Origin of the sequence: Desulfurivibrio alkaliphilus AHT 2 (assembly GCF_000092205.1) — a bacterium.
Lineage (GTDB): Bacteria > Desulfobacterota > Desulfobulbia > Desulfobulbales > Desulfurivibrionaceae > Desulfurivibrio > Desulfurivibrio alkaliphilus.
Genome location: NC_014216.1, coordinates 1,346,124 through 1,370,465, shown reverse-complemented (window position 1 = coordinate 1,370,465; position 24,342 = coordinate 1,346,124). Strand labels below are relative to the sequence as shown.

Sequence of the window (24,342 nt, the reverse complement as noted above, 5' to 3'; positions counted from 1 at the left end):
AACGGTAAGATGAGCCGGCAGGAGGACAACAGAGCCGCTCTCCAAACCCGCCGCTGCCACCTGGACAAGGCCCGGCGGGTGGTGGTCAAGGTTGGCTCGGCGGTGTTGACCACCGGGGAAGGGCTCAACTATGAGGTCCTGGACAACCTGGCCGCCCAGATCGAGCAGTTGCGCCGCGACGGCCGGGAGGTCATTCTGGTCAGCTCCGGGGCGGTGGCCGCCGGTCGGCGCAAGCTGGACCTGGGCAACCGCGTTTTGAGCCTGCGCGAGAAACAGGCCGCCGCCGCCGTGGGGCAAAGCAGCTTGATGCGGGCGTACGAAAAAATCTTTGAACAACTGGGGACCAAGGTTGCCCAGGTGCTGCTTACCCATGACGCCTTTTCCCGCCGCGATCGCTATCTCAATGCCCGCAACACCATCTTTACCTTGTTGCAGTGGCACCTGGTGCCGGTGATCAACGAAAACGACACCGTGTCGGTGGAGGAGTTGCGCTTTGGCGACAACGACACCCTGGGGGCCATGGTGACCAATCTGCTGGAGGCCGATCTCTTCGTCTGCCTCACCGACGTGGATGCCCTGTACAACGCCGACCCCGGCTGCCATGCCGACGCCCGTCCGCTGCGGACGGTGCCGGCCATTACCTCGGAAATCGAAGAAATGGCCGGCAGTGTCGGCAGTGCCGTGGGTACCGGTGGGATGCTGAGTAAGATCAAGGCGGCCCGGATGGTGGTCTCCCGTGGCGGGGCGGCGGTCATCGGGCCCGGCCGGGAGCCCGATGTCCTGTTGCGGCTTTTTGCCGGTGAGGAACTGGGCAGCTTTTTTCTGCCCGCCCCGCAGAAAATCCCCTCCCGCAAGCACTGGATTGCTTATACCTTGCGGCCCAAGGGTTATCTGGTTTTAGATGAAGGGGCCTGCCGGGCCATTCTGGGGGGCGGCAAAAGCCTGCTGCCCTCGGGGGTTGTCGAGGTGCGGGGGGATTTTGGCCTGGGCGACCCGGTGCATTGCCTGGATCGATCCGGCAAACCCGTGGCCGCCGGACTGGTTTCCTATGATGCCGCCGCGATCAAGCGCATTATGGGGGTGAAAACCTCGGCCATTGTCGATATTCTTGGCTACAAGGACAGCGATGAGGTGATTCATCGCGACAACCTGGTGATCTTGTAATCGTTCAGCAGCACCGCTGAACGATGGCGTATTTGAACAGTATATTTACAACATTACCCAAGCAGCGACAGGAGGAGCGTTATGGCCCTGGAAGATACCATTGCAACCCTGGCCGGGGAGACCAAACGGGCTGCCCGACAGGTGGCGAATCTTTCCACCACGGTGAAAAATCGGCTGTTGCTGGCCATGGCCGACGGGCTGCTGGCGCGTAAGGATTACATCCAGCAGGAAAACGAGAAAGACCTGGCGGCCGGTCGGGAAAAGGGCCTGTCGGCGGCCATGCTGGACCGGCTGGCCCTGAGCGATAAGGTGATCGACGCCATGGTAACCGGCCTCAAGGAGGTGGCGGCCCTGCCCGATCCGGTGGGGGAGATCTCCGATATGCAGCGCCGGCCCAGCGGCATCATGGTGGGTCGGATGCGCATTCCCCTGGGGGTAATCGGCATGATCTACGAATCCCGGCCCAACGTCACCGTCGATGCCGCCGCCCTCTGCCTCAAGGCAGGTAATGCCGTGCTGCTGCGGGGAGGATCCGAGGCACTCCATTCCAACCTGGCCCTGGCCAAGGTGCTTCAGGAGTGCCTGGCCGCGGAGCAGATCGACCCGGCCGCTGTGCAGGTGATTCCGGTAACCGATCGCGAGGCGGTGACCTGTATGCTGCAACGGGAGGAGGAGATCGACCTGATCATCCCCCGGGGCGGCGAAGGGCTGATCCGTTTTGTCGCGCAGAACTCCCGCATTCCGGTACTCAAGCACTATAAAGGGGTCTGTCATGCCTTTGTCGATGCCGATGCCGAGCTTGAAATGGCCGCCCGGATCGTGCTCAACGGCAAGACCCAGCGCCCCGGGGTCTGTAACGCCCTGGAAACCTTGCTGGTGCACCGGGATGTTGCCGAGGACTTTTTGCCCGCCGTGGGCCGGCAGCTTGTTGCCGCCGGGGTGGAAATCCGTGGCTGCCCGCAGACCAAGGCCCTGCTGCCGGAGGCCAAGGCTGCCGCGGCGGAGGATTGGGGCATGGAATTTCTCGATTTGATCCTGGCGGTCAAGGTGGTGGCGGATCTCGATGAGGCCATGGCCCATATCGCACAGTACGGCTCTCAGCATACCGAGACCATTATTACCGGCCGCTACGCCCATGCCCAGCGCTTCCTGCGCGAAGTGGACGCCTCTTCGGTGATGGTCAACGCCTCCACCCGTTTCAGCGATGGCGGCCAGTACGGCCTGGGGGCCGAGATCGGCATCAGCACCACCAAGTTGCATGCCTACGGCCCCATGGGCCTACGGGAGTTGACTACCTGCAAGTTCATCGTTTACGGTGAGGGGGAAATTCGGGAATAGCAGTACAACAGTAAGGGAGGCGGGGGGATGACGGCAGGCCTTGACCGGATCGGGGTCCTGGGCGGTACCTTCGATCCGGTGCACAACGGACATCTGGTGCTGGCCCAGGCGGCCCGGCGGGAATTCGCCCTGGATCGGGTGTGGTTGATCCCCGCCGCCCAGCCGCCCCACAAGCTTGACGAGCCGGTAACCCCTTTTGCCCACCGGGCCGCCATGCTGGAACTGGCTCTGGCCGATCAGCCGGCCTTGGCAGTCAACCGGATGGAGGAACAGCGCCCCGGTCCTTCCTACAGCGTCGATACCCTGCGGGAGTTACGCGCCCGACTGGGCCCGGCCTGTGCCCTTTACTTCATCATCGGCTCCGATGCCTTTGTCGAGCTTGCTAGCTGGAAAAATTTCTCCGACCTCTTTCGTTATGCCGATTTCCTGGTCGCGGAACGCCCGGACAGCGCCCCCGGCCAGCTCAATAACCTGATTAACCGCCTGCCGGGCGGCTTTAAGTACGATTCGGAGCATAACCGCTGGACCCATCCCCACGGTGCTCATCTCTATCCGCTGCCGGTCAACGCCTTCCTGGTTTCCTCCACCACCATCCGCCGCAAGATCCGCGCCGGTGAAGACATCTCCCGCCTGCTTCCGCCCCCGGTGGCGGCTTATATCCGCAAACATCAGCTCTACCGCTGACCAAGCCGGGCCATGGGGCTTGACTTCGCAGCATGACTAAAGTTACAATCTGTTAACTGTTATGTGGTGCCGCTCTGAGAGCGGGTTACCGGCCAACGGTCGGCGATAACCCGCAGTGGCAGAGGTGTTTTATTTCAACCGGGAAGGAGGAGCCCATGCATTCTAAAAAACTACCCACCAGACTATTGGCGATTATGGCCTCATTGCTGCTGATTTTGGCCCTGGCGGTGGCCTGCAGCAGCAGCAGTAGCAGTAGCAGTAGCAGCAGCAGCAAGAAGGATGGCGACAATGGCACTGATCCTTATGAAGACCTTAGCGCTGAGGAAATGAAAGCCGTGCGGCTGGCGCAGGATTTTTTCTGGATTGCTGAGTTGATGCAAAATGTGCCGGATGGGATTGCCGCCATTATCGAGGGGGAAATGGAGGGACAACAACAAAGCGGAGTATCTGTTACGACTAACCAAGATAATGATGTGCTTGAAGCCTACCTTGTTTTTAACAACTTTGTCGCTGACGATGAGGTGACCGTGGTTTCAGGGGCGGTTGATGTGGTGGCTTTGATGGATGGTAAATTTGGTGATGATCCAAATGAAGTCGAGTTTACCTTTAGCCAGGTGCGACTTGATTTTGATGAGAACGGTAATTCGTATACCGTGAGACTCAACGGTACGGTAGAACATGAGCGAGCCAGTCTGGCCAAATTCACCAATCTTTTCAACATCAAAGTGACCTACGATGGTGACGACTATGAGATGACGAACGTCCAAATTGTCGTGGAAAAGATTGGTGGTGAGGAGCACATTTTAATGACTGGAACCTATAACGATCCGGTTGAGTTTGGCCAAATGACGATTTCCACCCCCGAGACTATCCGGGAGAATGCTGCCGGGATTACTTACCAGGGAGAGATCAGGCTTGATTTCGCTGCTGGCTTCATCCGGGTGGTTTTTACCGCAGATGCCACCGAACTGCATGGCAACTATGGCGGGGTCTCCGGGTTTATCGTCGATCTTGACGAGGATGAATTTGATCTTTGATGGGAGCAGACGCCAGCCGGCCGGTTGAGGTATGGACACCCGGTCGGTTGTGCTGCTGATTTTGGCACCAGCCTGCCTTCGAGGTCGCCTGTATTGGCCCCGAAGGCAGGCTGGTTACCGGAGTAGTTTCCGGGCCGTAAAAATCAAAACCGGGCCTTGAAGCCCACTCTGATGTTGTTGTCGATGGTGCGGTTGTTTAAATCATCGAAGTTGGCCCGGATGTGCTGGTATTCGATGTAGATCTGCACCGTCGGGCTGATGGCGTAGCCGATCCGAGCCCTTCTTTCCAGCATCCGGTCCAGGTCGGCAAAGGAGAGCAGCTTGGGGGTATAAAAGACCTTGCCCTGGAACTCCAGGTTTTCCGCCCCCGCCGGCTGGAAGTAGAACCGCAGGCCCACCGGGACACCGAGCATATCCTGGTTGGCCTTCGAGCTCTTCTTGCGGCCACCCAGAACCCCCACTCCCAGGCCGATGCCGAAGCCCGGCGCCTCTTCAATCATGGCCTGGAACTCCAGGTCGGCGGAGCTCATGGTCAGGCTTCTTTTGTCGTTGTAAAGAAAGCGCAGGTGCAGTTGGGCATCGTTGGCCACCGGCCCGGCCAGCTTGGCTTGGACGGAGTAATCATTCAGGTTCAGGTCGAAGGAGGCGGCTTGGGCCTGCTGGGCTCCGGTCATGGTCAGGGCGACTAACGCCGCGGTGACAAGTTTCTTCATCGCATACTCCTTATTTTATTAGTAAATTTGCATCATGCCGGCATTGCCGGTTGCCCGCCCAGCCCGCCCTTAGTGGCTGCCGTAGTCGTGGCGGGCCAGGTTTTCAAAGGTGGTGTAGCGGTCGAGGAAGGCCAGTTCCACCGTGCCGGTGGGGCCGTTGCGCTGTTTGCCGATGATCAGTTCGGCCAGGCCCTTTTTGGGGTTGTCCTCGGCCTTGTTGTACACCTCGTCGCGGTAGATGAAGCAAATCACGTCGGCGTCCTGCTCAATGGCGCCGGATTCGCGCAGGTCGGAAAGCTGCGGGCGCTTGTTGGGGCGGCTTTCCAGGCTCCGGTTGAGCTGGCTTAAGGCCATCACCGGCACCTGCAACTCTTTGGCCATGGCCTTCAGTGATCGCGAAATCTCGCTGATCTCCTGTTCCCGCGATTGAACGTTGCTGCGGCCCCGCATCAGCTGCAGGTAATCGACCACTATCATGCCGATGTTGTGCTCGGTCTTGAGTCGCCGGGCCTTGGCCCGCATCTCCAGCACCGAGATGGCCGGGGTGTCGTCGATGTAAACCGGGGCGTCCAGCAGCATGTTGTAGGCCCGGGTCAACTTGGGCCAGTCCTGGTCTTTCAGAAAGCCGGTGCGCAGGCGTTGGGCGTCTACCCGGCTGACCGAGCAGAGCATTCGCAGCCCCAACTGCTCCTTGGACATCTCCAGGCTGAAAACCCCCACCGGGGTTTTGTTCACCAGGGCGATATGCTGCACCATGTTCATGGCCAGAGCCGTTTTGCCCATGCTGGGGCGGGCCGCCAGGATGATCAGGTCGGACGGCTGCAGGCCGGCGGTCATTTTGTCGAAGTCGTGATAATCGGTGGGCAGGCCGGTGATGTGTTCCTTGCGCTCATAGAGCGTTTCCACCATTTTGAAGGTCTCGTTGATCACCGCCTTCATGGCCCAGTAAGACTGGCCGCTTTTGGAGCGGGAGATTTCAAAGACGGTCTGCTCCACCTCGTCCAGCAGGGCGTCGATATCGTCCTGCTCTTCGTAGCAGCGGCCGGCGATTTCGCTGCTGGTTTGAATCAGCCGGCGCAAAATGGCCTTGTCCCGCACGATGCGGGCGTAGTAGCTGATATTGGCGGCCATCGGCACCTGATCGGTGAGCGAGGCGAGATAAGCCGGGCCGCCGATCTGGTCGAGTTGATGGTTGTCTCTGAGGAAATTGGTGACGGTGATCAGGTCCAGGGGCTCGCTTTTTTCAAAGAGAGCCACCATGGCGGTAAAGATGTGGCGGTGCCCCTCGCGGTAAAAATCTTCCGGAGCGAGCACCTCCACCGCTTTGGACATGGCTCCGTCCTGCAGCAGAACCGAGCCGAGCACACATTGCTCGGCTTCGACGTTCTGGGGCGGCAGGCGGTGCATGGTGGAGCCTTGGGGGTGGTCCATCGGGTAAGTTGTCCCGCCGGCTTACTGCTCGCTTTCTTCGGGAACCACCTCCACCGTGATCTCGGCAGTTACCTGGTAGCCGGCTTTGTAAGGCACGGTGTGGGTGCCCAGATTCTTGATGGGCTCTTCCAGCATGATTTTTTTCTTGTCCACCTCAACTCCCTGGGCGGCCAGGGCGGTGGCGATATCGCCACTGGTAACCGAACCGTAAAGCTTGTTGTCCTCGCCGGTACGCTGGGAGATGGTGATTTTGGCAGCCTTGATGGTGGCGGCCAGTTTTTCCGCCGCCGCCCGGTGCTCTGCCTTGCGGGCGGCAATAGCCGCCTGCCGCTTGGCCAGTACAGCCAGGTTGCCTTTGCTGGCCAGTTCCGCTTTGCCTTGAGGAATCAGGTAATTACGGCCGTAGCCGGGCTTGACCTTGACCACGTCGCCGATCTCGCCAAGGGTATCGATGGTTTCCTTGAGAATTACTTCCATTTTTAGTTCTCCATACTAGGTTGCAGACCGGCCGGCACCAAAGCGCAACCGGCATGTTAAGCAGCATTGTTATTGGTAAGGCGTCGTCGCCAGTCCAGGTGGACATCGGCCAGGCCCAGAATGGCCAGCAGCACCGGGCCGTATACCTGCAGCAGCACCAGGGCGTAACAGATGCCCCGCAGCAGAGGGGGCAACCGCCAGTGGGCCAGCAAAAAACTCATCACTCCCAGGCCCTGCATGAAATAAAGCATGCCCATGATGAGCACCAGGTTGAGCCCGACGGAAGCGATGGGCTCCAGGCGGCTCAGCCAGAGTAGCAGCCCCAGGGCGGCCGCCAGTACAAAATGGTCCGGCAGGCGCCAGTGCTTGAACTCCGGCCAGGGGCTCAAGGCCGGGTTTCTTCTGCGCAGCAGCCAGTGGCTGGCCATCAGGTTGAGCCAGACCAGGCTGAGCAGCGAGATGGTAAACAGTGCCGGCCAGGTGCGGTCGAACACCCTCCGCAGGTTTGCCAAGGCCGCCGCGGCGGCCTCTTCTTCTTCCATGACGGTGGTCACGGTATGATCCAGGCTCTCCTGGATCACCCGGACCGGCCCCGGGCTGCCGGTGATTCCTGAAAAAGCGCCCAGCAGCAACCAGAAACACAACAGGTACACAAGACCTTTAGCCCCGGCCCAGTTGGGGGCCTCGCCCAGGGCGATCCCCCGGGCCAGAATATAGCCCAGCGGCACCATGCTGAGCCCGAAAAAGAGGATCAGCAGGCCGCCGCTGATCAGGGCCACCATGGCCGCCGCCAGCATGGCCCAGATCACCACCGTCCGGCCCTGGTGATAACCCAGGGCCACCATCTGGTAGGCCACCACCATGGGGATCAGGCTTTGCAGCCAGATCATGCCGGGGCTCAGCAGCGGCAGCAGCAGGGGAGCTGCCGTTACCGCCAGGGCCGGCAATTGCCCGGTGGGGAAAGCCGGTCTGCCGCTGTTGTTGGTCAAACCGGACTCCCGTGCCGATTAAAGGTACGGGTTACCGGTGTAGGGCAGCAGCGCGATCTGGCGGGCGCGCTTGATCGCCTCCGACAACTGGCGCTGGTGTTTGGCGCAGTTACCGTAAATCCGCCGGGGAATAATCTTACCCCGTTCGGTGAGAAAACCGCGCAGGGTTTTAACATCTTTGTAGTCGATGGCCAGGCTTTTATCACTGCAGAAACGGCAAACCTTGCGGCGACCGAAATATTTTTTACGTTTCATCATGTTGATATCCTCAAAAGCAATGAAGGTGCGGGGGGAAATGGCGATCAGGCGTTGTCTTCGCCGTTATCCTCGTTGTTGTCGTTGCCTTCCGCCTCGTCACCGGCGGCTTCCTCGTCACCGTTACCTCCTTCGTCTTCCGAGGGAGTGAAGGGCGCTTCTTCACCGGTGAGTTTGACGGTCAAGAACTTGAGGATTCGGTCGTCGATGCGCAGCAGGCGCTCCAATTCCTTGATCCCGTCAGGAGAAGTGGTGTAACGGAACAGGAGGTAAACCCCCTGGGTCTCCTTGCTGATGGGGTAGGCCAGCTTTTTCAGCCCCCAGCGGTCAACTCCGCCGATTTCGCCCTCATGGGCGGTGATAACCCCGGAATACTTGTCGATGACTCCGGTCAGCTCGGCTTCAGAGCCGGCGCTGGGCCTGACGATGATGACACTCTCGTAATTACGCACGTTGTTCCTCCTTGTGGGCATGCGGCCCCGTGTATCTATATAGGATATAGGCTATCGGGGGCAAAGAGGGGATCTTGCGCGGCCATCGGGCCGCTCCTCAAAAAAGAACAACCACTTACCATGGGATTGGGCGCAATGTCAAGAGGCCATTGTGTCTTTGTCCTTTTTCTCTCCCTCTTTGATGGCTTCCCACTGCCGGCGCAACTCCTCTTCCGAGTTTACCTGCTTGTCCCCGAAGACATGGGGGTGGCGCCGGACCATCTTGGCGATGATGTCGTTGATAACCTCGCTTAAAGTGAAAGCTCCCTGTTCACGGTAAAGCTCGGCAATAAACAGCACCTGAAAAAGCAGGTCGCCCAGCTCTTCACGAATATGCCGGTGGTCGTTGCCCCCCAGGGATTCGTGCAGTTCGTGAGCCTCTTCCAGCAGGTAATGCTTGAAACTCTCCGGGGTTTGCTTGCGGTCCCAGGGACAGCCTTGCGGGCCGCGCAGGCGGGAGATCAGGGCGGTCAGTTGCAGCAGGGCCTCTTCCGGTCGTTGCCGGTCGGCCAGGGGGGGTGGTGGTGTGCTCATGATAGACAGATGCTCTTGCTTGGTTGTGGGGGGTAAAATCGCTTATATTAAACCTTTTGTGTTTAGGGGGCAAGACTTGCAGCAGGGCAGGACTGGTTAGGTGCGACAATTTGTCGCGCCTGGCGCACAGCGGTTTCGCGTTTCGTGCGACAATGGCCGGTGCAAATGAAGCGAAAGGCAGTTGTCGGTGAGGTGAGATTAAAAAAAAGAAGTGTAAATGTAAACAGTTAGATGCTTTGCCGGGTATTTTGTGAAATTTGGTATCATTTTTGCAACATTTTGGCAGTGTCCTGTTGAGAGGATACCTGTTGTATGGTTTTTTGGAAGCAACTGGGAATTGCAAACTGGGCGCGCCTGCCCCGCTGATTATTTATCGCAAGTGAGAGGTTTATTTATGGTTGCCAAAAAGATGCTTGAAAAACACAAAGATGTAGCCCGCATTGACCAGGAAAGCAAGCGGACCCACGGCTGGTATGTAAGGGTCCGTTTCATGGGCAAAACCCACTCCAAGTTTTTTTCCGACGGCAAGTATGGCGGGCGTTATTCCAGCCTGCTGTCCGCTCTGGCCTGGCGGGATCAGACGGAGATCAGCCTGGGCAAGGTTCGTACCGACCGCCATATCGTTACGGTGAGCAACACCAAAAGCGGGGTGGTTGGGGTCCGGCACAACGAGAAACTGAATCGTTACGAGGTCAGTTGGGTTAATACCGAGGGGCGCCAGGGCAAGACCTCGGTTTCCATTCGCAAGCACGGCAAGGAGAAGGCTTTTGAGCTGGCCTGTCAGATCAGACAGCAGAAAGAAGCCGAGCGCCTGGGTTTGAAAAAGCCCACCCCGCTGCGGGGAAGAGGTAAGACTGTCGGCAGGAAAGCGGCGGCCAAGCCGAACACTGCCAGGGGCAAGGCTAAAGCCGGCAGCGGCAAAGGGGCAGGCGGTAAGTCCACCGCTCGGGCTGCGGTGCGCAAATCGGCGGCCGGGAAAACCGCCTCCCGGAGGGCAGCTCGGGCCTGATGCGGCAGGGGTGAAAAAACTGGGCTGTTGCTTACAGCCCGCGTATGGACTGCGCTAAACAACTTTACCGCGTAAATGATAAAAGGGCGGATGACGGTCCACTTGCCTGGCCAGGCAGGTGGATGGTTATCCGCCTTTTTTGATTTGTGCCCGGGTGGATGCCGCAAAACCTGCCCTCAGTGTACAGGCAACTGACTTTGCCTTGCTGCCGGGCCTGCGCCCTTGTTTTGGTGACTGATTTCGGCTATCTTGGGGCTGCTATGATACAGGAAAAAAGTAATCATTCCGGGGTTACCGGCGGTTTGCCGTTGGTGCAGTACGCCAAGGCGGCCAACGGTGGCCGTTGCCGTATCAGCAGCGCTGATACCGGCATCGTGGATGTGGTTAACGAGCAAGCCTGGCAGGCCCTGGGGGCAGAGGTAGCTGAGGCCCGCCGCCTGGTAGAGGGTGGCAAGGTCAGCCCTATCCATTACTATATGGTGGTCAACCAGATGACCCCTCGGCTGCTGGGCAAGTATATGGGTTTTTCCGTCTGGCGGGTCAGGTGGCATCTGCGCGCGGCGGGCTTCCGGCGCTTATCTTCCGCCATGCTGCGCCGTTATGCCGAGCTTTTTAAGGTGTCGGAGGATGATTTGCGCCGGGGCGTGTTGCGTGCTGCGCTCTATGAGCAATCGTGCAACTTGGGCGGTGCAGCGGCACCTGAGCAATTGTAAGCGAACAGCCGCACCGCATCTTCGGGCGATCAGCCAGGCTTACGTACAGGGGGTACGCTGCGCCTGGCTGCTTACCCGAACCTGCGGCACGGCTGTTCGCTTACGGCCCGTTAGGCCGGCAGTTTAGTACCCCTGGTGAACGGATACGAGCAATTGATCGAGAATGGTGCCGGTGAATCTGGAGCTTGATTTTCAACATAGGCAGGCGGCGCACTGTGAAAGCGGGGTGGCGGCCAACCTGGTAAGTCATGGCGGCATACCCCTTTCCGAGCCCATGGCCTTTGGGGTCGGGGCCGGTATTTTCTTCGGCTACTTCCCGTTTATCAGGCTCAACGGTCTGCCGCTGGTGACCTACCGAGTGGCCAGCGGCCGGATTATCAAACGCCTGGCCGGCAACCTGGGCATCCGGGTGTGGGAGCAGAGCTTCCGTAATCCCGAGCGGGCCATGAAAGCCCTGGACGACCTGCTGGCCCGGGGGATACCGGTGGGGTTGCAGACCGGGGTCTTCTGGCTGCCCTATTTTCCCAAAGCCTACCGGTTCCATTTCAACGGTCACAACCTGGTGGTGTATGGTAAGCGGGGTGATGACTACCTGATCAGCGACCCGGTGTTTCCCGGCCCTGTCAGCTGTCCTGCTCAGGATTTGCAGCGGGCCCGTTTTGCCGCCGGCGCCCTGGCTCCCAAGGGGAGGATGTACGGGCTTGAATTCCGCCCGGAAAAGCCCGATTTCCGGCCTGCTATCATGGCTGGAATAAGGGTGGCGGTGCGGGGCATGCTGCAGCCCTTCCCCCTGACCGGGGTCCGGGGAATCCGTTTTCTGGCCCGCCGCTTAAAACGCTGGCCCCGGCGTTTGGGGCCGCAGCGGGCCGCCCTGCACTTGGGGCATGTGGTGCGGATGCAGGAGGAGATCGGCACCGGAGGGGGAGGTTTCCGTTTTCTTTATGCCGATTTTTTGCGAGAAGCCGGTGAACTCTTGGGCCACGAACCATTGGCGGCGGTTGGGCGGGAATTGACCGCCGCCGGTGACCGGTGGCGTGATTTTGCCGTGATGGCAGCCCGGATATGTAAGGGTCGCCCCGGCGCCGGTGACGACTATCAGGCCCTGGCCGCCGGCCTGGAGCAATGTGCCGCTCTCGAGGAGCAGGTCTTTCGTCGGTTGCGGTTTATGTTGGGAACCATGCCATGAGCCGGGGGCAGGGAGAACAGACGCCCCGGGCGGTTGCAGCGGCCGCAGCGCCTTTTGCCATTGAGCTTGCGGGGCTGCGGAAAACATATCCGGGCCAGCGGCGGCCGGCCGTCGACCAGCTTACCTTGAGTATCCCGCGGGGAGGGATCTTCGGGCTGCTGGGGCCCAACGGGGCCGGAAAATCCACCACCCTGGCCCTGTTGTGCGGGCTGGCCCGACCGGATGGTGGAGCCATCTCCTTTTCGGGGTGGGAGGGCGGCCCGGCTTCGCCGTCGGCCAAGCAAAGGCTGGGCTTTGTGCCCCAGGATCTGGCCCTTTATGACCGTTTGAGCGGTCGGGAAAACCTGCTTTTCTTCGGCCGCCTGTACGGCCTGCGGGGGCAACGGCTGCAACAACGGGTTGCCCACGGCCTGCGCCTGGCCGGGCTTGAGACCCGGGCCGGGCAGCGGGTGGCGACCTATTCCGGCGGCATGAAACGGCGGCTGAACCTGGCGGTGGGCCTGTTGCACGAGCCGCAGATCCTTTGCCTGGATGAGCCCACGGTGGGCATCGACGCCCAGTCCCGGCAGTCGATCCACGAGCAGCTTGCCGCCTTGGCCGGGCAGGGGGTGACCATTGTTTACGCCACCCACTATCTGGAAGAGGCGGAACAGTTGTGCCGGCAGGTGGCGATCATCGATGAGGGGCGGGTAGTGGTCTGCGGCAGTCCCGCCGAGTTGTTACAAAGCGGTGGCTTTGCCGGCCTGGGCGAGCTTTTTTTCTCCCTGACCGGCAAGGAGTTGCGGGATTGAGGCTATGAGCCGGATCTTGACGGTGACATGGAAAGAGCTCTTGCTGCTCTTGCGGGATCATGCCGGCCTGTTAAGCCTTTTTCTGCTGCCGGCGGCCCTGGTGCTGGTGATCACCCTGGTGCAGCAGAATGTCATGGAGCTTACCGGTGAGCGGGCCGGCACCATGATTTTTATTGACCGGGATCAGGGAGAACTGGGCCCGGAGTTGCAGGTTTTGCTCCGGGAGCACCGGGGGCTCGAGCTGGTGGTCTGGCCGGAGGAGCGGGTGGCAGAGGCTCAAGCCGCTGTGACCGCCGGGGAGTACAGCGGCCTGCTGATCCTGCCGGCGGGAATCGATGCGGATTTGCAGCACCGTTTGCAGCGACTGGCTGCGGCCGCCTCCGACCGGGAGGCTGAAGATCATGACGGCCGGCAGGAAGAGGGGATTGCCCCCGCGCTGGAACTGCAAATCTTTTTTGACCCGGCCCTGCTGCCGGGATTTCGCCAGGAGCTTGCCACCGTGGTGCGCCTGGCCATGGCCCGGGTTGAACTGGAGTGGAAGTTGGAGTTGCTGGTAGAGACCATTCGCAGCCGCCTGGAACAGCTGGGAATACCGGGAGAATTTCTGCGGCAGGAAACCTTCGGGGTTGAAACCCTGCCGGAAGAGCTGCTCCGGCTCCGGGAGCAGGCGAAAAGCGGCGATGATCGCCGCCGGCCGGGGGTGGTGCAGCAGAATGTTCCCGCCTGGGCTTTGTTCGGCATGTTTTTTACCGTGCTGCCGCTGGGCGGCGGCCTGTTTTGGGAGCGGCGCTCTGGAGTATGGCTGCGTTTTCGCAGTATGCCTCTGGCGGTGGTAAGCCTTTTGGGTGGCAAAATGCTGGCCTATTTGCTGGTGGGTTTGCTCCAGTTTGCCTTGATTTACCTCATCGGCAACCGGCTTTTTCCCCTGCTGGGCTTGCCGGCGTTCACCGCCGCCGGGGTGTTCTGGGAGGTCGGCCTGGTGGTGCTGGTGGTCAGTCTGGCCGCCTGCGGTTACGGCTTGATGCTGGGCAGTGCCTGCAGCAGTTACGAACAGGTTACCATGTTTGGTTCCATCTCCATCGTTCTGGCGGCCGCTTTGGGCGGGATCATGGTGCCGGTCCATGCCATGCCCGAATTTATGCAGCAGCTTGCCGTGGCGTCACCCCTGAACTGGGGGCTGACCGCCTTTCATGAGCTTCTGGTCCGGGGGCATGGCCTGGCTGGAGCCGCCATCTGGCTGTTCTGGCTGCTGTTGTTCGGCCTGATAAACCTGCTGGTGGCCTGGCGGTTGACTGCTTGCCGTGAATGAAACCGCCCGTTGTAAAAGCCGGGGTGGCTGTTGCAGCGATTTGGCAAATTGTAACCGTTCACCAGGGGTACTGATCTGCCGGTCTAACGGGCCGTAAGCGAACAGCCGTGCCGTAGGTTCGGGTAAGCAGCCAGGCGCAGCGTACCCCCTGTACGTAAGCCTGGCTGATCGCCCGAAGATGCGGTGCGGCTGTTCGCTTACGGCAAATTTTGTCTGTATTGGGAGAGAGGTTTATGGAAAGTCAGGATCGGGCGCTGGCCGAGGAGCTGCTGCCCCTTATTGTTGAAACCTGCCGGTTGCCGGCCAGGGAGTTGGAGGTGGCGGCAATTATGGACCAGCCCTTGATCGGGCCGGACTCGCCCCTTGAGATCGACTCCCTGGATGCGGTGGAGATCGTAGTGGCGGTGCAGAATCGCTACGGGGTGCGGATTGAATCCGTTGAGAGCGGCCAGCGGATCATGGCCTCGCTAACGTCGTTGGCCGCCTTCATCCGCCAACACCGCACCCTGTAGCCAAAGCTTATAGTAACCGTTCACCAGGGGTACTAACTTACCGGTCTAACGGGCCGTAATCGTTCAGCAGTGCCGCAGATTCGGGTAAGCAGCCAGGCGCCGCGTACACCGGGTACTCAAGCCTGGCTGATCGCCCGAAGGTGCGGTGCTGCTGAACGATTACGGCTTATACCACGGTAAGCAAGATGTAGCCCACCGCAAAGCGGCCGCTTTCGGGGATGAAGCAGAAGATCTTTTCCCCCCGCTGCAAGCGGCCGGATGCAAACAGTTCGGCCAGCATGATATAGAATGAAGCCGCTCCGGTGTTCCCTTTGGTCTTCAGGTTGGTAAACCATTTTTCGTAAGGGATCGGGAAGTCGATGGCCGCCAGCTGGTCATGCAGCGGCATTCGGAAGTATTCCGAAGAATAGTGGGGTAAAAACCAGTCAACCTGTTCGGGTTGCAGATCGTGTTTGGCCAGCAGTGGGGGCAGGCTTTCTTCGATCAGGGCTTGGATCACCGCCCGGTTGAGCAGCCGGGCGTCCTGCTTGACGGCAAAAGACCCCTGGGCCAGGGCCTCTTCGATATGGTCGTACTGCCGCCACCCTCTGATGCTGCCGTCTTCTTCCTTTACCCCCCCGGCGTACATGCAGGTTTCCCGGTGGTGGGCCTGGGAGACTATTTCCAGCCAGTCAATCCGCAGGCTGATGCCGTCGCCGGCCGGCTGTTTTTCCAGCAGCATCGCCCCGGCGCCGTCGGACAGCATCCAGCGCAGAAAATCGGCCTCAAAAGAGAAGGCCGGATGGCGTGGGGTGCCGGTTGCCGCTTCCGGGTTCGGCGGCGGCTTTAGAAACGAGGGGCGCAAAAAGCTGGAAGAGAGGTCGGAGCCGGTGGCCACCGCGTTTTCCGCCAGCCCCAGGGCCACCGCCATGGCGCCGTACTTCATGGCCATGATACCGGAAAGACAAATCCCGTTGGCGGTGTTGATCTCGCACGGCGCTGCCCCCAGCTCGCCGTGGACCATGGAGGCATGGCCCGGCATCAACTGGTCCGGGGAAGCGGTACCGCAGGAGAGGCAGGCGATCTGGTCCAGGCGGCATCTGCCCTGGGCGCAAAGGGCGCGTACGGCTTCGGCGGTCAACTCCCGGTTGCTGTGGGTAAGCCGGCCGGTGCCCGGCTCCAGGGCATAGTGGCGGGTGCTGATGCCGTTGTTCTGTAGAATGATCTTCCTGGTTTTGGTCGAGATACGGTCGGCGCCAAGCAGGTAGTCGTCAAGCTGCTGGTTGCTGATCGGGGGGCCGGGAAGAAAAGTGGCAAGATCGGTGATAAAGACGTTCATTGGTTGTAACCGTTCATCAGGGGTACTAACTTACAGGTTTAACGGGCCGTAATCGTTCAGCAGTGCCGCAGATTCGGGCAAGCAGCCAGGCGCCGCGTACACTGGTACTCAAGCCTGGCTGATCGCCCGAAGGTGCGGTGCTGCTGAACGATTACCATTGGTTCACAGTTTGGCCTGTTGATGGCTGTTGCGGACCAGTTCCGCATAGAGCCGGTAAAATTCTTCTTCCGCCAGCCTGGTGGGGGTGACGGCGTTGGTCAGGGTGTAATAGTCGAGATCGTGGTTGATGATCTCGTTGCGCTGCTGGCGATGGTAGGCGGTGCCGGGCAGGGGCGTGAGCACGGTGATGATGGGCAAGTCGATCCGGCTGGCGGCCAGGTAATCGCTTAGGCGCTGGAAATCTTCCTCGTGGTAGCCGGGAGAAACGATGAAATCGCCGACAATGGTGATTCCCAGTTCCTGGAGCACTCCCACCGCTTCCCGGTTGATTGCCGCCCGGTTGGCCTTGTTCATGGCCGTAAGCCTGCGATCATCCAGTTCTTCAAAGCCGATGATCACCGCCCTCAATCCCGCTTCCCGCCACAGTTGCATCAGCTCCGGATGATTGACCACCGTATCGGAGCGGACATCGGCCAGAAATTGTTTGTTGAGCCTTGCTGCGCGGATAGCCTCGCCCAGCCTGCGGGCCTGTTCGGGGTTGCCGAAGGTGTTGGCGTCAATCAGCCGGATTACCGGAATGTCGGCCAGCAGTTCGATGTCGCGGATCACCTCCTGCTCGGGCCGGGTCAGGTAGCGGCCGCCGCATTGGCCCTTGATGCAGCAGAACGAGCAGCGGTGGGGGCACCCGGCGGCGGAAACGACAAAGCCCATGGTTACCTTCAGCCTTTCCAGCCGGTAGTGGTCCCGGTAAGAGGCGACCAGTTGGTAGGCTGGCGGACGGTGGGAGACCAGGTCGTCCTCCCGGTAGTCCCGCTCAAGCCATTGCAGTTGCCCGCCCGGGGAGGTCTTGGCTATGCCGGGAATATCCGCCGGTTGCCGACCCTGCTCCAGGGCTTCCACCAGTTCCCGGAAAGAGAGTTTGCCCAGGCCGATACAGATGTAATCGATTTCCTCATGGTTGAAAAAGGCCGGGTCGTTGCTGGCGTGAATGCCGCCCACCACCACGTTTTTCACTCCTGCCGCTTTAAACTCCCCGGCCAGTCGCCGAACGGTGTTGGCCTCGCAGGTTACCCCGGTAAGGCCCACCAGGTCCGGTAGACCTTGGTTCAGGGCCCGGTCGAGGCCGTCGGGCTCGGCCTTCAGGTCCAGGATGCGGACATCGTGGGCGGTCAGGTTGCCGGCCAGTTCTTCCAGCGCCAGGGGCTCGCCTCGGAAGATCTGACGGACCGAGGTGATGCCGTAGCGTTCCTCGGGGATACTGCGCCCGCAATTGGGTGGATTGATCAGCAGAATTTGCATGTCGACGTTTTCATAGAGTTAGGCCGAAATTCCGGGGGGGCGTTACCGGCCGGCGCTGAAGACAAGGCAAAATGATCCCTCCACGGCCGAGTTAAACTTTGCCCCGATGCGGCGGCGGCCATTATAACACAAGCGTAATATTGGTCACGGCAAATTTCAGCAAGTTGGGCTAAATTTAATAAAACTTACCAAATCCTTGTGCCCAGGCGTGGGATATGCTAGTTTTGCCGCTCATTGCAGCAATGAAATGGTAAGGCACTCGTCGGAGAAACCTGAATGGGGGTAACCGTTTGTCAGAGTGTTAACCTGTTGATTTAACGGGCCGTAAACGTTCAGCAGTGCCGTAGCTTCGGGCCAGCAGCCAGGCGCCGCGTACACCGGGTACTCAAGCCTGGCTGCTGGCCCGAAGATGCGGTGCTGCTGAACGTTTACGACTGGAAGGCAGTGATGGCCAAGCACATTCTTCTGATTCACCCTCTGGGCTACACCGCCGATGGCAGCAAGACCGATATCGCGCGACTGGCCAACCTGATGCCGCCGCTGGGGCTGTGCAGTATCGCCGCCTACCTGGATCAGCAGGGTTGCCGTACCGCCATCATCGACTGTTTTGCCCATCTGGATTCCGATGCCCGTATTATGGCCTACATCGATGAGCATCGGCCGGATTGGATCGGCCTGACCTGCACCACCAACGGCTTTCTTGACGCGGTGCGGATCGTGCGCATGGTCAAGGGGGCCAGGCCGGAAATCAAGGCGGTGTTGGGCGGGGTTCACGTTTCGGCCATGAAAGAGAAGATCCTGCAGCAGTATCCGGAAGTTGATTGCGCCGTGGTGGGGGAGGGCGAGTTACCGCTGGCGCAACTGCTGCAGGGAGCCCCTTTGGCAAGTATCGAGGGGCTGGTTTTTCGCACCGACTCCGGGGTACATTTTACCGGCCTGCAGGGCCGGGGGGTGGAACTGGACGACCTGCCCCTGCCGGCCTACGAAAAGTTGCGTGGCTACCCCGAGGCATACCAATTGCCGATCTTCAACTACCCCACCCATCCCAACGCCAGTTGCCTGTCCAGCCGGGGCTGTCCCTACTCCTGCAGCTACTGCGACCGCTCGGTCTTCCGGCGCAGCTTTAAATACAACTCCGCCGACTATGTTTACCGGCACATGCAGCATCTGCGGCAGCGCTGGGGGGTTCGCCACCTTAATTTCTACGACGATCAGTTCACCTTCCACCGGGGCCGGGTGGTGGAGCTGTGCCGGCGCCTGATCGAAGAACCGCTTAACATGACCTTCAACTGCGCGGTCCGGGCCGAACATGTGGACCCGGAGCTGCTGGCCTTAATGAAAAAAGCCGGTTGCTGGATGATCAGCCTGGGTATTGAAACCGGCGATCCCGATCTGCTGGCCCAGCACCGGCAGAATGCCGATCTTAACCTGCTGGCCAAAGTGATCCACGATATTCACCGGGCCGGGATCAGGGTTAAAGGGCTGCTGATGCTGGGCCTGCCGGGAGAAACCGAGGAGAGTGTGCGACGCAGCATGCGCTATGTCTTTTCCTTGCCCATCGATGATTTCAACCTGGCCAAATTCACCCCTTTTCCCGGCTCCCCCATTTATGAAAAAATTCACGAACTGGGCGAGTTTGAGGAAGATTACCGGAAGATGGACTGCATGAATTTTGTTTTTGTGACCAAGGGGATGACCCGGCAACGGCTGGAGGAGCTCTTCCTGGAATTTTACCGCAGTCATTTCATGCGGCCCCGGGTGTGGCTGGGCTACCTGGCCATGCTTTGGCAATCCCCCCACAGCTGGTGGCGGTTTATGGGCAATCTCTCCAGTTTTCTGCGTTTTGCCCGCTCCAATCAGCGGATTGAAGGGTGATATCGATGCACGGGCGGCCGGTTAAACAACGGCGGGTGGTGGTGACCGGAATGGGGATTGTCTCCTGCCTGGGGTTGTCGCGCCGTGAGGTGCAGGCGGCCCTTAAGGCCGGCACCCCCGGGATTGCCCTGTTGCCGGAACGCAAGGAACTGGGTTTCCAGAGCGGCCTGAGCGGGGTGATTGACGGCTTTGTGCCGCGCTATCCCCTGGATCGCAAATATCGCAGCAAGCTGCCGGAATTTGGCTGGTGGACCTGGGACGCCCTGTGCCAGGCCCTGGAACAGGCCGGGGTGGAGGCGGCCGAGTTGGCCGGGGAGACCCGCACCGGCTTTCTCTTCGGCAATGACTCGTCGGTGGTCACCGGGGTTGAGCAGTGCGAGATGTTGAAGGCGGCCGGGGAGACCCGCGGGATCGGCAGCGGCCATATCTTTCGCCTGCTCACCAGCACTGTAACCTTGAACCTGTGCACCAAGCTGCAGTTGCGCGGCGCTTCCTGGACGGTAAGCGGTGCCTGTGCCAGCGGCGCGATGGCCATCGGTCAGGCCGCCGAGTTGATCGCCGGAGGGCGGCAGGACCGTATGCTTTGCGGCGGCGGGCAGGAGATTTCCTGGCAGTCCATGTGCAGCTTCGATGCGGTGGGCGCTTTTGCCCGGCGGGAAGAGGCCCCGCACCAGGCCTCCCGCCCCTTCGATCAGGGCCGGGACGGTCTGGTGCCCGGCGGAGGGGCGGCCATGCTGCTGCTGGAGGCCGAAGAGACGGCCCGGGCCCGGGGGGCGGAGATTCTGGCGGAAATCTGCGGTTATGATTTTGCCGCCGACGGCTATCATATTTCCGTTCCCAGCGGCGAGGGGATGGAACGGGCCATGGCCGGGGCCATTGCCGATGCCGGGCTGGAGCCGGAGCAAATTGACCTGGTGATGGCCCACGCCACCTCCACCCCGGTGGGCGATGAGAAGGAGGCCCAGGCCCTGTGCCGGCTTTTCGAGCTCGACCGGGGAAAACCGGGGCCGCTGGTGGCGGCGACCAAGGCCCTGACCGGGCACGAGTTCTGGATGGCCGGGGCCTCCCAGGTTATCTATGCCCTGTTGATGAGCCGGGCGGGCTTTGTCGGCCCGCATCCCAACCTGGTCGAGCCGGCCCCGGAGGCAGCCAAGCTGCGGATACCCACGGCAACGCTGGCCCAGTCGCCGCGCTTTATCCTGTGCAACGCGGCGGGGTTCGGCGGGGTTAACGCCAGCTTGGTGGTGCAGGCTTTATGAATAATGACAACCCGCTGGGACGTGAGGTGTACGACCTTGATCAAAGGTGATCAGAACACAGAGGTGGTGGTGATCGGCAGCGGCATCAGCGGCTTGACCGCCGCCGCCCTGCTGGCCCGAAAAGGGCGGGAGGTGACGATCCTGGAGCGCACCGCCCGGCCCGGTGGGGCCTTGAAACGCTTCAAACGGCAGGGCGTTTCCTTTGATGTCGGGTTCCATTACACCGGTTGCCTGGGAGAAGGCGAGATCCTTGCGGTGCTGTGGGATTATCTGGGGGTGCGCTCCAGGCTTGAAATCCGGCCGTTTCCGGCCGACGGCCACGATGCCTTGCACATCACCGGCTGTGCCCGGCCCGTTCGCGCATACTTTAATTACTCCCGGCTGGCCGAGGAACTGCAACGCCTTTTCCCCGCCGAGCGGGCGGCGATTACGGCTTACCTGGAGCAGGTGAAACAGGTTTGCCGGGAGGTGCCGTTTTATAATCTTGATTTGCCGTTGTCGCCTTTTCTGCGGGGGTTTAAAGAGCGGCCGCAAGCCTTGGCGGAGTACTTGCGCGCCATTACCGACAACCCGCAACTGCAGGCGGCGTTGGCGGCCCCGGTCTTTCTTTACGGCGTACCGCCGGAGGCGGCCGCTTTTCCGGTCCATGCCACCGTGGCCCATGGTTTTTACCAGGGGGCTTATACCATCGACGGCGGCGGCCAGGCGGTGGTGGATGCCTATTTGCAGGTGCTGGATCAGGCGGGAGCCCGGGTGTTGACCGGGAACCGGGTGGTTAAGGTGCTGGTGGAACATGACCGGGTGGCCGGGGTGGTCACCGACCGGGAGCAGGTGATCAGCTGCCGGGAGGTCATCTTTACCGGGCATCCGGCGGCGGTGCCGGCCATGGTGCCCGCCGCCCTGTTCCGGCCGATTTACCTGAAGAGATTGCAGGAGTTGCAGAACACCTGCTCCATGCATGCGGTCTTTGCCGTCCCGGACGGCCCCGAGGTACCGCCGCCGGACTGGAACAACTATTATAAGCTGCCCGCCGGACTGGACATTATTGCCCAGAGCCGGGAGCAAGCTTTGCGCCACCGGGCGCTGATGATGACCAGCCCGGAAAGACGGGAGACGGGAAGCTTGCGGGAACCCAACCGGGGGATTATATTGCTGAGCCCCGCATTTTGGCGCGAAGGTAAGCGGTTTTGGGCCAGTACTCCCCGCAATCGTCCGGCCGACTACGAAGCTTGGAAGGAAGAGGTGACCGGTGAGATGCTTGCCGCCACCCGGCAGCACTGGGGGGACAGGTACGGCTCCCTGCGCCCGTTGGCGGTGGGTACGCCGCTTACCTTCCGCGACGAGCTGGCGGCCCCCGAGGGTGCGGCTTACGGGGCCCAGCACTCTCTGTTGCAGCATAATCCGGTGGCCCGGACCAGGTTGCCGGGCTTTTGGCTGAGCGGCCAGAGTACCCTGATGACCGGGGTGGTGGGGGCGGCCCTGGCCGGCCTGGTCAGTGCCGGTGAGATCCTGGAAATTGAAAAGACGTGGGAAGAGGTCAGGCAGTGTCGCTAAACAGAGTGGTCATTACCGGTTGCGGCGCCGTATCTCCTTATGGTCAGGGGGCTGAGGCCCTGGTGGAGGGTGTCTGGGCCTCCCGCTCCACCGTGCAGGCCATGCCGCAGTGGGGGAGGATAGAAGGCCTCAACAGCCTGCTGGCCGCCCCGGTGCCGGAACTGTCGGTCAAAGAAGTGCTGTCGCGCAACCTGCGCCGAACCATGGGGCCCATGGCGGTTTATGCCGCCTTGGCGGCCAGGGAGGCGGTGGCGCAGGCGGCATTGAGCGAAGAGTTTTTGGCCTCAGGCGAGGTTGGTGTTGCGGTGGGTTCCACCACCGGCAGCCCGTCCGCCTACGAGGATTTTTACCGGCGCTATCTGCCCGATGAGGCCATTGATGGGATCAAGTCGGGTGAATTTTTTAAAATCATGGGGCACAGTTGTGCCGCCAACATTTGCCTGACCCTGGGGATTCGCGGTGAGCAGTGGGCCCCGGTGAGCGCTTGTGCTTCGGCTTGTCAGGCCATCGGGCTGGGTTACCTGCTGGTGAAGAGCGGTCGCCAGCAGGCGGTACTGTGCGGCGGCGCCGACGAGGTTCACCCTTCGGTGACCGGGGTCTTTGATGTGGTGCGGGCGGCCTCGCAGAGCAATGCCGAGCCCGCCTCCGCCCCCCGCCCCTTTGACCGGGACCGGGACGGCGTGGTCTGTGGCGGCGGCAGCGGGATCCTGGTGCTGGAAAACTACCAGGCGGCCCGGGCCCGGGGAGCGGAAATCCTGGGGGAGATCACCGGTTTTGGCAATGTCAGCGACAGCGAACATATCGCCAACCCGCATGAAGACGCCATGGCCGGGGCCATGCGCAAGGCCCTGGCGGAAGCCGGGCTTGACGGGAGCCGGGTGGATTATGTCAATGCCCACGCCACCGGCACCCTGCAGGGTGATCGGGCCGAGGCCCGGGCCATCGGCATGGTGGTCGGCCCGGAGGCGGCGGTGAGTTCCTGCAAGGGGCACATCGGCCACACCCTGGGAGCGGCGGCGGCCCTGGAAAGTATCCTGGTGCTGGAGATGCTGCGCCGACAGGAAATTGTGCCCACCCTCAACCTGGCCAACCCCGACCCGGCCTGCGCGGTGGTGGATTTGATCGATAAATTGGAGAAAAGAAACTTGAAGACGGTACTGAAGAATAATTTTGCTCTTGGTGGCGTCAATTCAGCTCTGGTGATTGGGAGGTTTGAGTCATGATGACCGATGACGAGTTGCGCCGCAAGGTAGTAGAGACCCTGGCTGAAGAGTTTGAGCTGGACCCGGAAGCGATGAAGCCCGAGGCAACCCTGTTTGACGATTTGGGGCTGGATAGCCTGGATGCGGTCGACATGGTGGTGGTCCTGGAAAAAACCTTTGGCATGAAGCTGACCGACAAAGAAAGTTTGCAGGCGGTACGTACCATGAACGACCTTTTTGAACTCCTGATCAGGTTGAAAGGGGTCCATGGTGGTCAGCAGACTTGAGAAGTTATGGGTCAATCTTTATTTCTGGCCGCTGTTTGTCCTGGTTACCATCCTGTTCGGGCTTGCCCTGCCGCTGATTATGGCCGGCGCAATGGTGGTGGGGGAAAAATCCCCCGGGCGGACTTTGCGCCTTGCCGTCCGCCAGTTCGGCGGGTTTCTGCTTTGGCTGGGCCGGCCGGCCGTTCGGGTTACCCTGGAAAACCGGGCCGGGGAGTTGCCTTTGCCGGCAATTTTTGTGGCCAATCACAACTCGGCCATGGATCCTTATCTCTTTGGCCTGTTGCCGGTGGAGAACGCCTTTGTTACCAGCTGGCCGTTTAAAATGCCTTTTTACGGCCAAATCATGCGAAGAGCCGGCTATATTGACTCCCGCACCGGCTGGTCCGAGGTGGAAAGGCAAGGGCGACTGCTACTGGGGCTCGGCAGCTCGATCATCGTCTGGCCGGAGGGGCACCGCTCCCGGACCGGCCGGATGAGGCGTTTTCGGAAAGGGGCTTTTCAACTGGCCGTGGCCGCCGGCCGCCCGGTGGTGCCGGTTTGTATTTTGGGCTCGGGGCGGGTGCTGCCGCCGGGCAGCCTCCTGTTCAACCCCGGCCGGATCAGGGTGGTCATTCTGCCACCGGTGGCCTGGCCGGCACCGGAGCAGGGAGCGCCCACCCCGGAGGAGTTGCGGGACGCCGCCCGCCGGTCGATCAGCAAGGCTTTGCAGCAAGGCTACGGTGAATAAAATTTGTTATGTGGCAAGGTGATATCCGG

General features: G+C 60.8%; 25 protein-coding genes. 16 read left to right on the top strand and 9 right to left on the bottom strand.

Annotation, left to right across the window (positions count from 1 at the left end; translation table 11 throughout):
* Positions 1-9: 9 nt before the first annotated feature.
* The 4 genes from proB (at position 10) to DAAHT2_RS05875 (ending at position 4,223) form a co-directional block, all read left to right on the top strand.
* Positions 10-1,164: a glutamate 5-kinase gene (gene proB, locus DAAHT2_RS05890; protein WP_013163383.1), complete on the top strand. Its 1,155-nt coding sequence runs from the start codon at positions 10-12 to the stop codon at positions 1,162-1,164.
* Between the two features lie 81 nt (positions 1,165-1,245).
* Complete coding sequence (locus tag DAAHT2_RS05885) at positions 1,246-2,502, top strand: glutamate-5-semialdehyde dehydrogenase (RefSeq protein ID WP_013163382.1); 1,257 nt, start codon at positions 1,246-1,248, stop codon at positions 2,500-2,502.
* Positions 2,503-2,529: 27 nt separating this feature from the next.
* The gene (gene nadD / locus DAAHT2_RS05880; protein ID WP_013163381.1) at positions 2,530-3,186 is read left to right on the top strand and encodes a nicotinate-nucleotide adenylyltransferase; all 657 of its coding nucleotides are present in this window, start codon (positions 2,530-2,532) and stop codon (positions 3,184-3,186) included.
* Positions 3,187-3,341: 155 nt separating this feature from the next.
* A complete protein-coding gene (locus DAAHT2_RS05875; protein WP_013163380.1) occupies positions 3,342-4,223 on the top strand; it encodes a hypothetical protein in 882 nt (293 codons plus the stop codon).
* A 143-nt stretch (positions 4,224-4,366) separates the two neighbouring features.
* Here DAAHT2_RS05875 and DAAHT2_RS05870 read toward each other — a convergent pair whose 3' ends face one another.
* The 7 genes from DAAHT2_RS05870 to DAAHT2_RS05840 all read right to left on the bottom strand — a co-directional run bounded on the left by DAAHT2_RS05870 (position 4,367) and on the right by DAAHT2_RS05840 (position 9,113).
* Complete coding sequence (locus tag DAAHT2_RS05870; RefSeq protein WP_013163379.1) at positions 4,367-4,936, bottom strand: YfaZ family outer membrane protein; 570 nt, start codon at positions 4,934-4,936, stop codon at positions 4,367-4,369.
* Between the two features lie 69 nt (positions 4,937-5,005).
* Complete coding sequence (gene dnaB / locus DAAHT2_RS05865; RefSeq protein WP_013163378.1) at positions 5,006-6,367, bottom strand: replicative DNA helicase; 1,362 nt, start codon at positions 6,365-6,367, stop codon at positions 5,006-5,008.
* A gap of 21 nt (positions 6,368-6,388) precedes the next feature.
* Entirely contained in the window at positions 6,389-6,844 is a 456-nt protein-coding gene (gene rplI, locus DAAHT2_RS05860) for a 50S ribosomal protein L9 (protein WP_013163377.1), read from the bottom strand.
* A 56-nt stretch (positions 6,845-6,900) separates the two neighbouring features.
* Complete coding sequence (locus tag DAAHT2_RS05855; protein WP_013163376.1) at positions 6,901-7,833, bottom strand: DUF2232 domain-containing protein; 933 nt, start codon at positions 7,831-7,833, stop codon at positions 6,901-6,903.
* An 18-nt stretch (positions 7,834-7,851) separates the two neighbouring features.
* Positions 7,852-8,091 carry a 30S ribosomal protein S18 gene (rpsR, locus tag DAAHT2_RS05850; protein WP_013163375.1) on the bottom strand — a complete coding sequence of 80 codons (240 nt, stop codon included), beginning with the start codon at positions 8,089-8,091 and terminating at the stop codon, positions 7,852-7,854.
* Positions 8,092-8,135: 44 nt separating this feature from the next.
* Entirely contained in the window at positions 8,136-8,540 is a 405-nt protein-coding gene (rpsF, locus tag DAAHT2_RS05845) for a 30S ribosomal protein S6 (RefSeq protein ID WP_013163374.1), read from the bottom strand.
* Positions 8,541-8,678: 138 nt separating this feature from the next.
* A complete protein-coding gene (locus tag DAAHT2_RS05840) occupies positions 8,679-9,113 on the bottom strand; it encodes a MazG nucleotide pyrophosphohydrolase domain-containing protein (protein ID WP_013163373.1) in 435 nt (144 codons plus the stop codon).
* A 409-nt stretch (positions 9,114-9,522) separates the two neighbouring features.
* On the opposite strand from DAAHT2_RS05840, the gene DAAHT2_RS13845 reads away from it, so the two are divergent.
* From DAAHT2_RS13845 to DAAHT2_RS05810, 6 genes are all read left to right on the top strand, one after another.
* The gene (locus DAAHT2_RS13845; RefSeq protein WP_218915051.1) at positions 9,523-10,122 is read left to right on the top strand and encodes an AP2/ERF family transcription factor; all 600 of its coding nucleotides are present in this window, start codon (positions 9,523-9,525) and stop codon (positions 10,120-10,122) included.
* 260 nt (positions 10,123-10,382) lie between these two features.
* The gene (locus tag DAAHT2_RS05830) at positions 10,383-10,835 is read left to right on the top strand and encodes a DarG family dialkylresorcinol biosynthesis protein (protein ID WP_013163371.1); all 453 of its coding nucleotides are present in this window, start codon (positions 10,383-10,385) and stop codon (positions 10,833-10,835) included.
* 163 nt (positions 10,836-10,998) lie between these two features.
* Positions 10,999-12,021 carry a BtrH-related acyltransferase DarH gene (gene darH / locus DAAHT2_RS05825; protein WP_013163370.1) on the top strand — a complete coding sequence of 341 codons (1,023 nt, stop codon included), beginning with the start codon at positions 10,999-11,001 and terminating at the stop codon, positions 12,019-12,021.
* Positions 12,018-12,812, top strand: coding sequence for an ABC transporter ATP-binding protein (locus DAAHT2_RS05820; protein ID WP_013163369.1), 795 nt, complete (start codon positions 12,018-12,020; stop codon positions 12,810-12,812). Before darH ends, DAAHT2_RS05820 begins: the two co-directional genes overlap by 4 nt.
* A 4-nt stretch (positions 12,813-12,816) precedes the next feature.
* On the top strand, positions 12,817-14,121 hold the full coding sequence (locus DAAHT2_RS05815; protein ID WP_013163368.1) for an ABC transporter permease: 1,305 nt from the start codon (positions 12,817-12,819) through the stop codon (positions 14,119-14,121).
* Positions 14,122-14,354: 233 nt separating this feature from the next.
* Positions 14,355-14,633: an acyl carrier protein gene (locus DAAHT2_RS05810; RefSeq protein ID WP_013163367.1), complete on the top strand. Its 279-nt coding sequence runs from the start codon at positions 14,355-14,357 to the stop codon at positions 14,631-14,633.
* A 166-nt stretch (positions 14,634-14,799) separates the two neighbouring features.
* On the opposite strand, the gene DAAHT2_RS05805 is transcribed toward DAAHT2_RS05810, so the two are convergent.
* Positions 14,800-15,951: a beta-ketoacyl-ACP synthase III gene (locus DAAHT2_RS05805; protein WP_013163366.1), complete on the bottom strand. Its 1,152-nt coding sequence runs from the start codon at positions 15,949-15,951 to the stop codon at positions 14,800-14,802.
* 162 nt (positions 15,952-16,113) lie between these two features.
* Positions 16,114-17,409, bottom strand: a complete 1,296-nt coding sequence (locus tag DAAHT2_RS05800) for a B12-binding domain-containing radical SAM protein (RefSeq protein WP_013163365.1) — start codon at positions 17,407-17,409, stop codon at positions 16,114-16,116.
* A 447-nt stretch (positions 17,410-17,856) separates the two neighbouring features.
* Between DAAHT2_RS05800 and DAAHT2_RS05795 the strand changes: the two genes are divergently transcribed.
* Genes DAAHT2_RS05795 through DAAHT2_RS05770 form a run of 6 tightly spaced genes read left to right on the top strand, consistent with a single transcriptional unit; the run spans position 17,857 to position 24,313 of the window.
* A complete protein-coding gene (locus tag DAAHT2_RS05795; RefSeq protein WP_013163364.1) occupies positions 17,857-19,284 on the top strand; it encodes a B12-binding domain-containing radical SAM protein in 1,428 nt (475 codons plus the stop codon).
* A 5-nt stretch (positions 19,285-19,289) separates the two neighbouring features.
* Entirely contained in the window at positions 19,290-20,543 is a 1,254-nt protein-coding gene (locus DAAHT2_RS05790) for a beta-ketoacyl-[acyl-carrier-protein] synthase family protein (protein ID WP_013163363.1), read from the top strand.
* Between the two features lie 36 nt (positions 20,544-20,579).
* Positions 20,580-22,097 carry a phytoene desaturase family protein gene (locus tag DAAHT2_RS05785; RefSeq protein ID WP_013163362.1) on the top strand — a complete coding sequence of 506 codons (1,518 nt, stop codon included), beginning with the start codon at positions 20,580-20,582 and terminating at the stop codon, positions 22,095-22,097.
* Positions 22,088-23,320, top strand: coding sequence for a beta-ketoacyl-[acyl-carrier-protein] synthase family protein (locus DAAHT2_RS05780; RefSeq protein ID WP_013163361.1), 1,233 nt, complete (start codon positions 22,088-22,090; stop codon positions 23,318-23,320). Before DAAHT2_RS05785 ends, DAAHT2_RS05780 begins: the two co-directional genes overlap by 10 nt.
* The gene (locus DAAHT2_RS05775) at positions 23,317-23,586 is read left to right on the top strand and encodes an acyl carrier protein (protein WP_013163360.1); all 270 of its coding nucleotides are present in this window, start codon (positions 23,317-23,319) and stop codon (positions 23,584-23,586) included. The genes DAAHT2_RS05780 and DAAHT2_RS05775 overlap by 4 nt, the downstream gene beginning before the upstream one ends.
* Positions 23,567-24,313: a lysophospholipid acyltransferase family protein gene (locus DAAHT2_RS05770; protein ID WP_013163359.1), complete on the top strand. Its 747-nt coding sequence runs from the start codon at positions 23,567-23,569 to the stop codon at positions 24,311-24,313. Before DAAHT2_RS05775 ends, DAAHT2_RS05770 begins: the two co-directional genes overlap by 20 nt.
* The last annotated feature ends 29 nt before the right edge of the window (positions 24,314-24,342 follow it).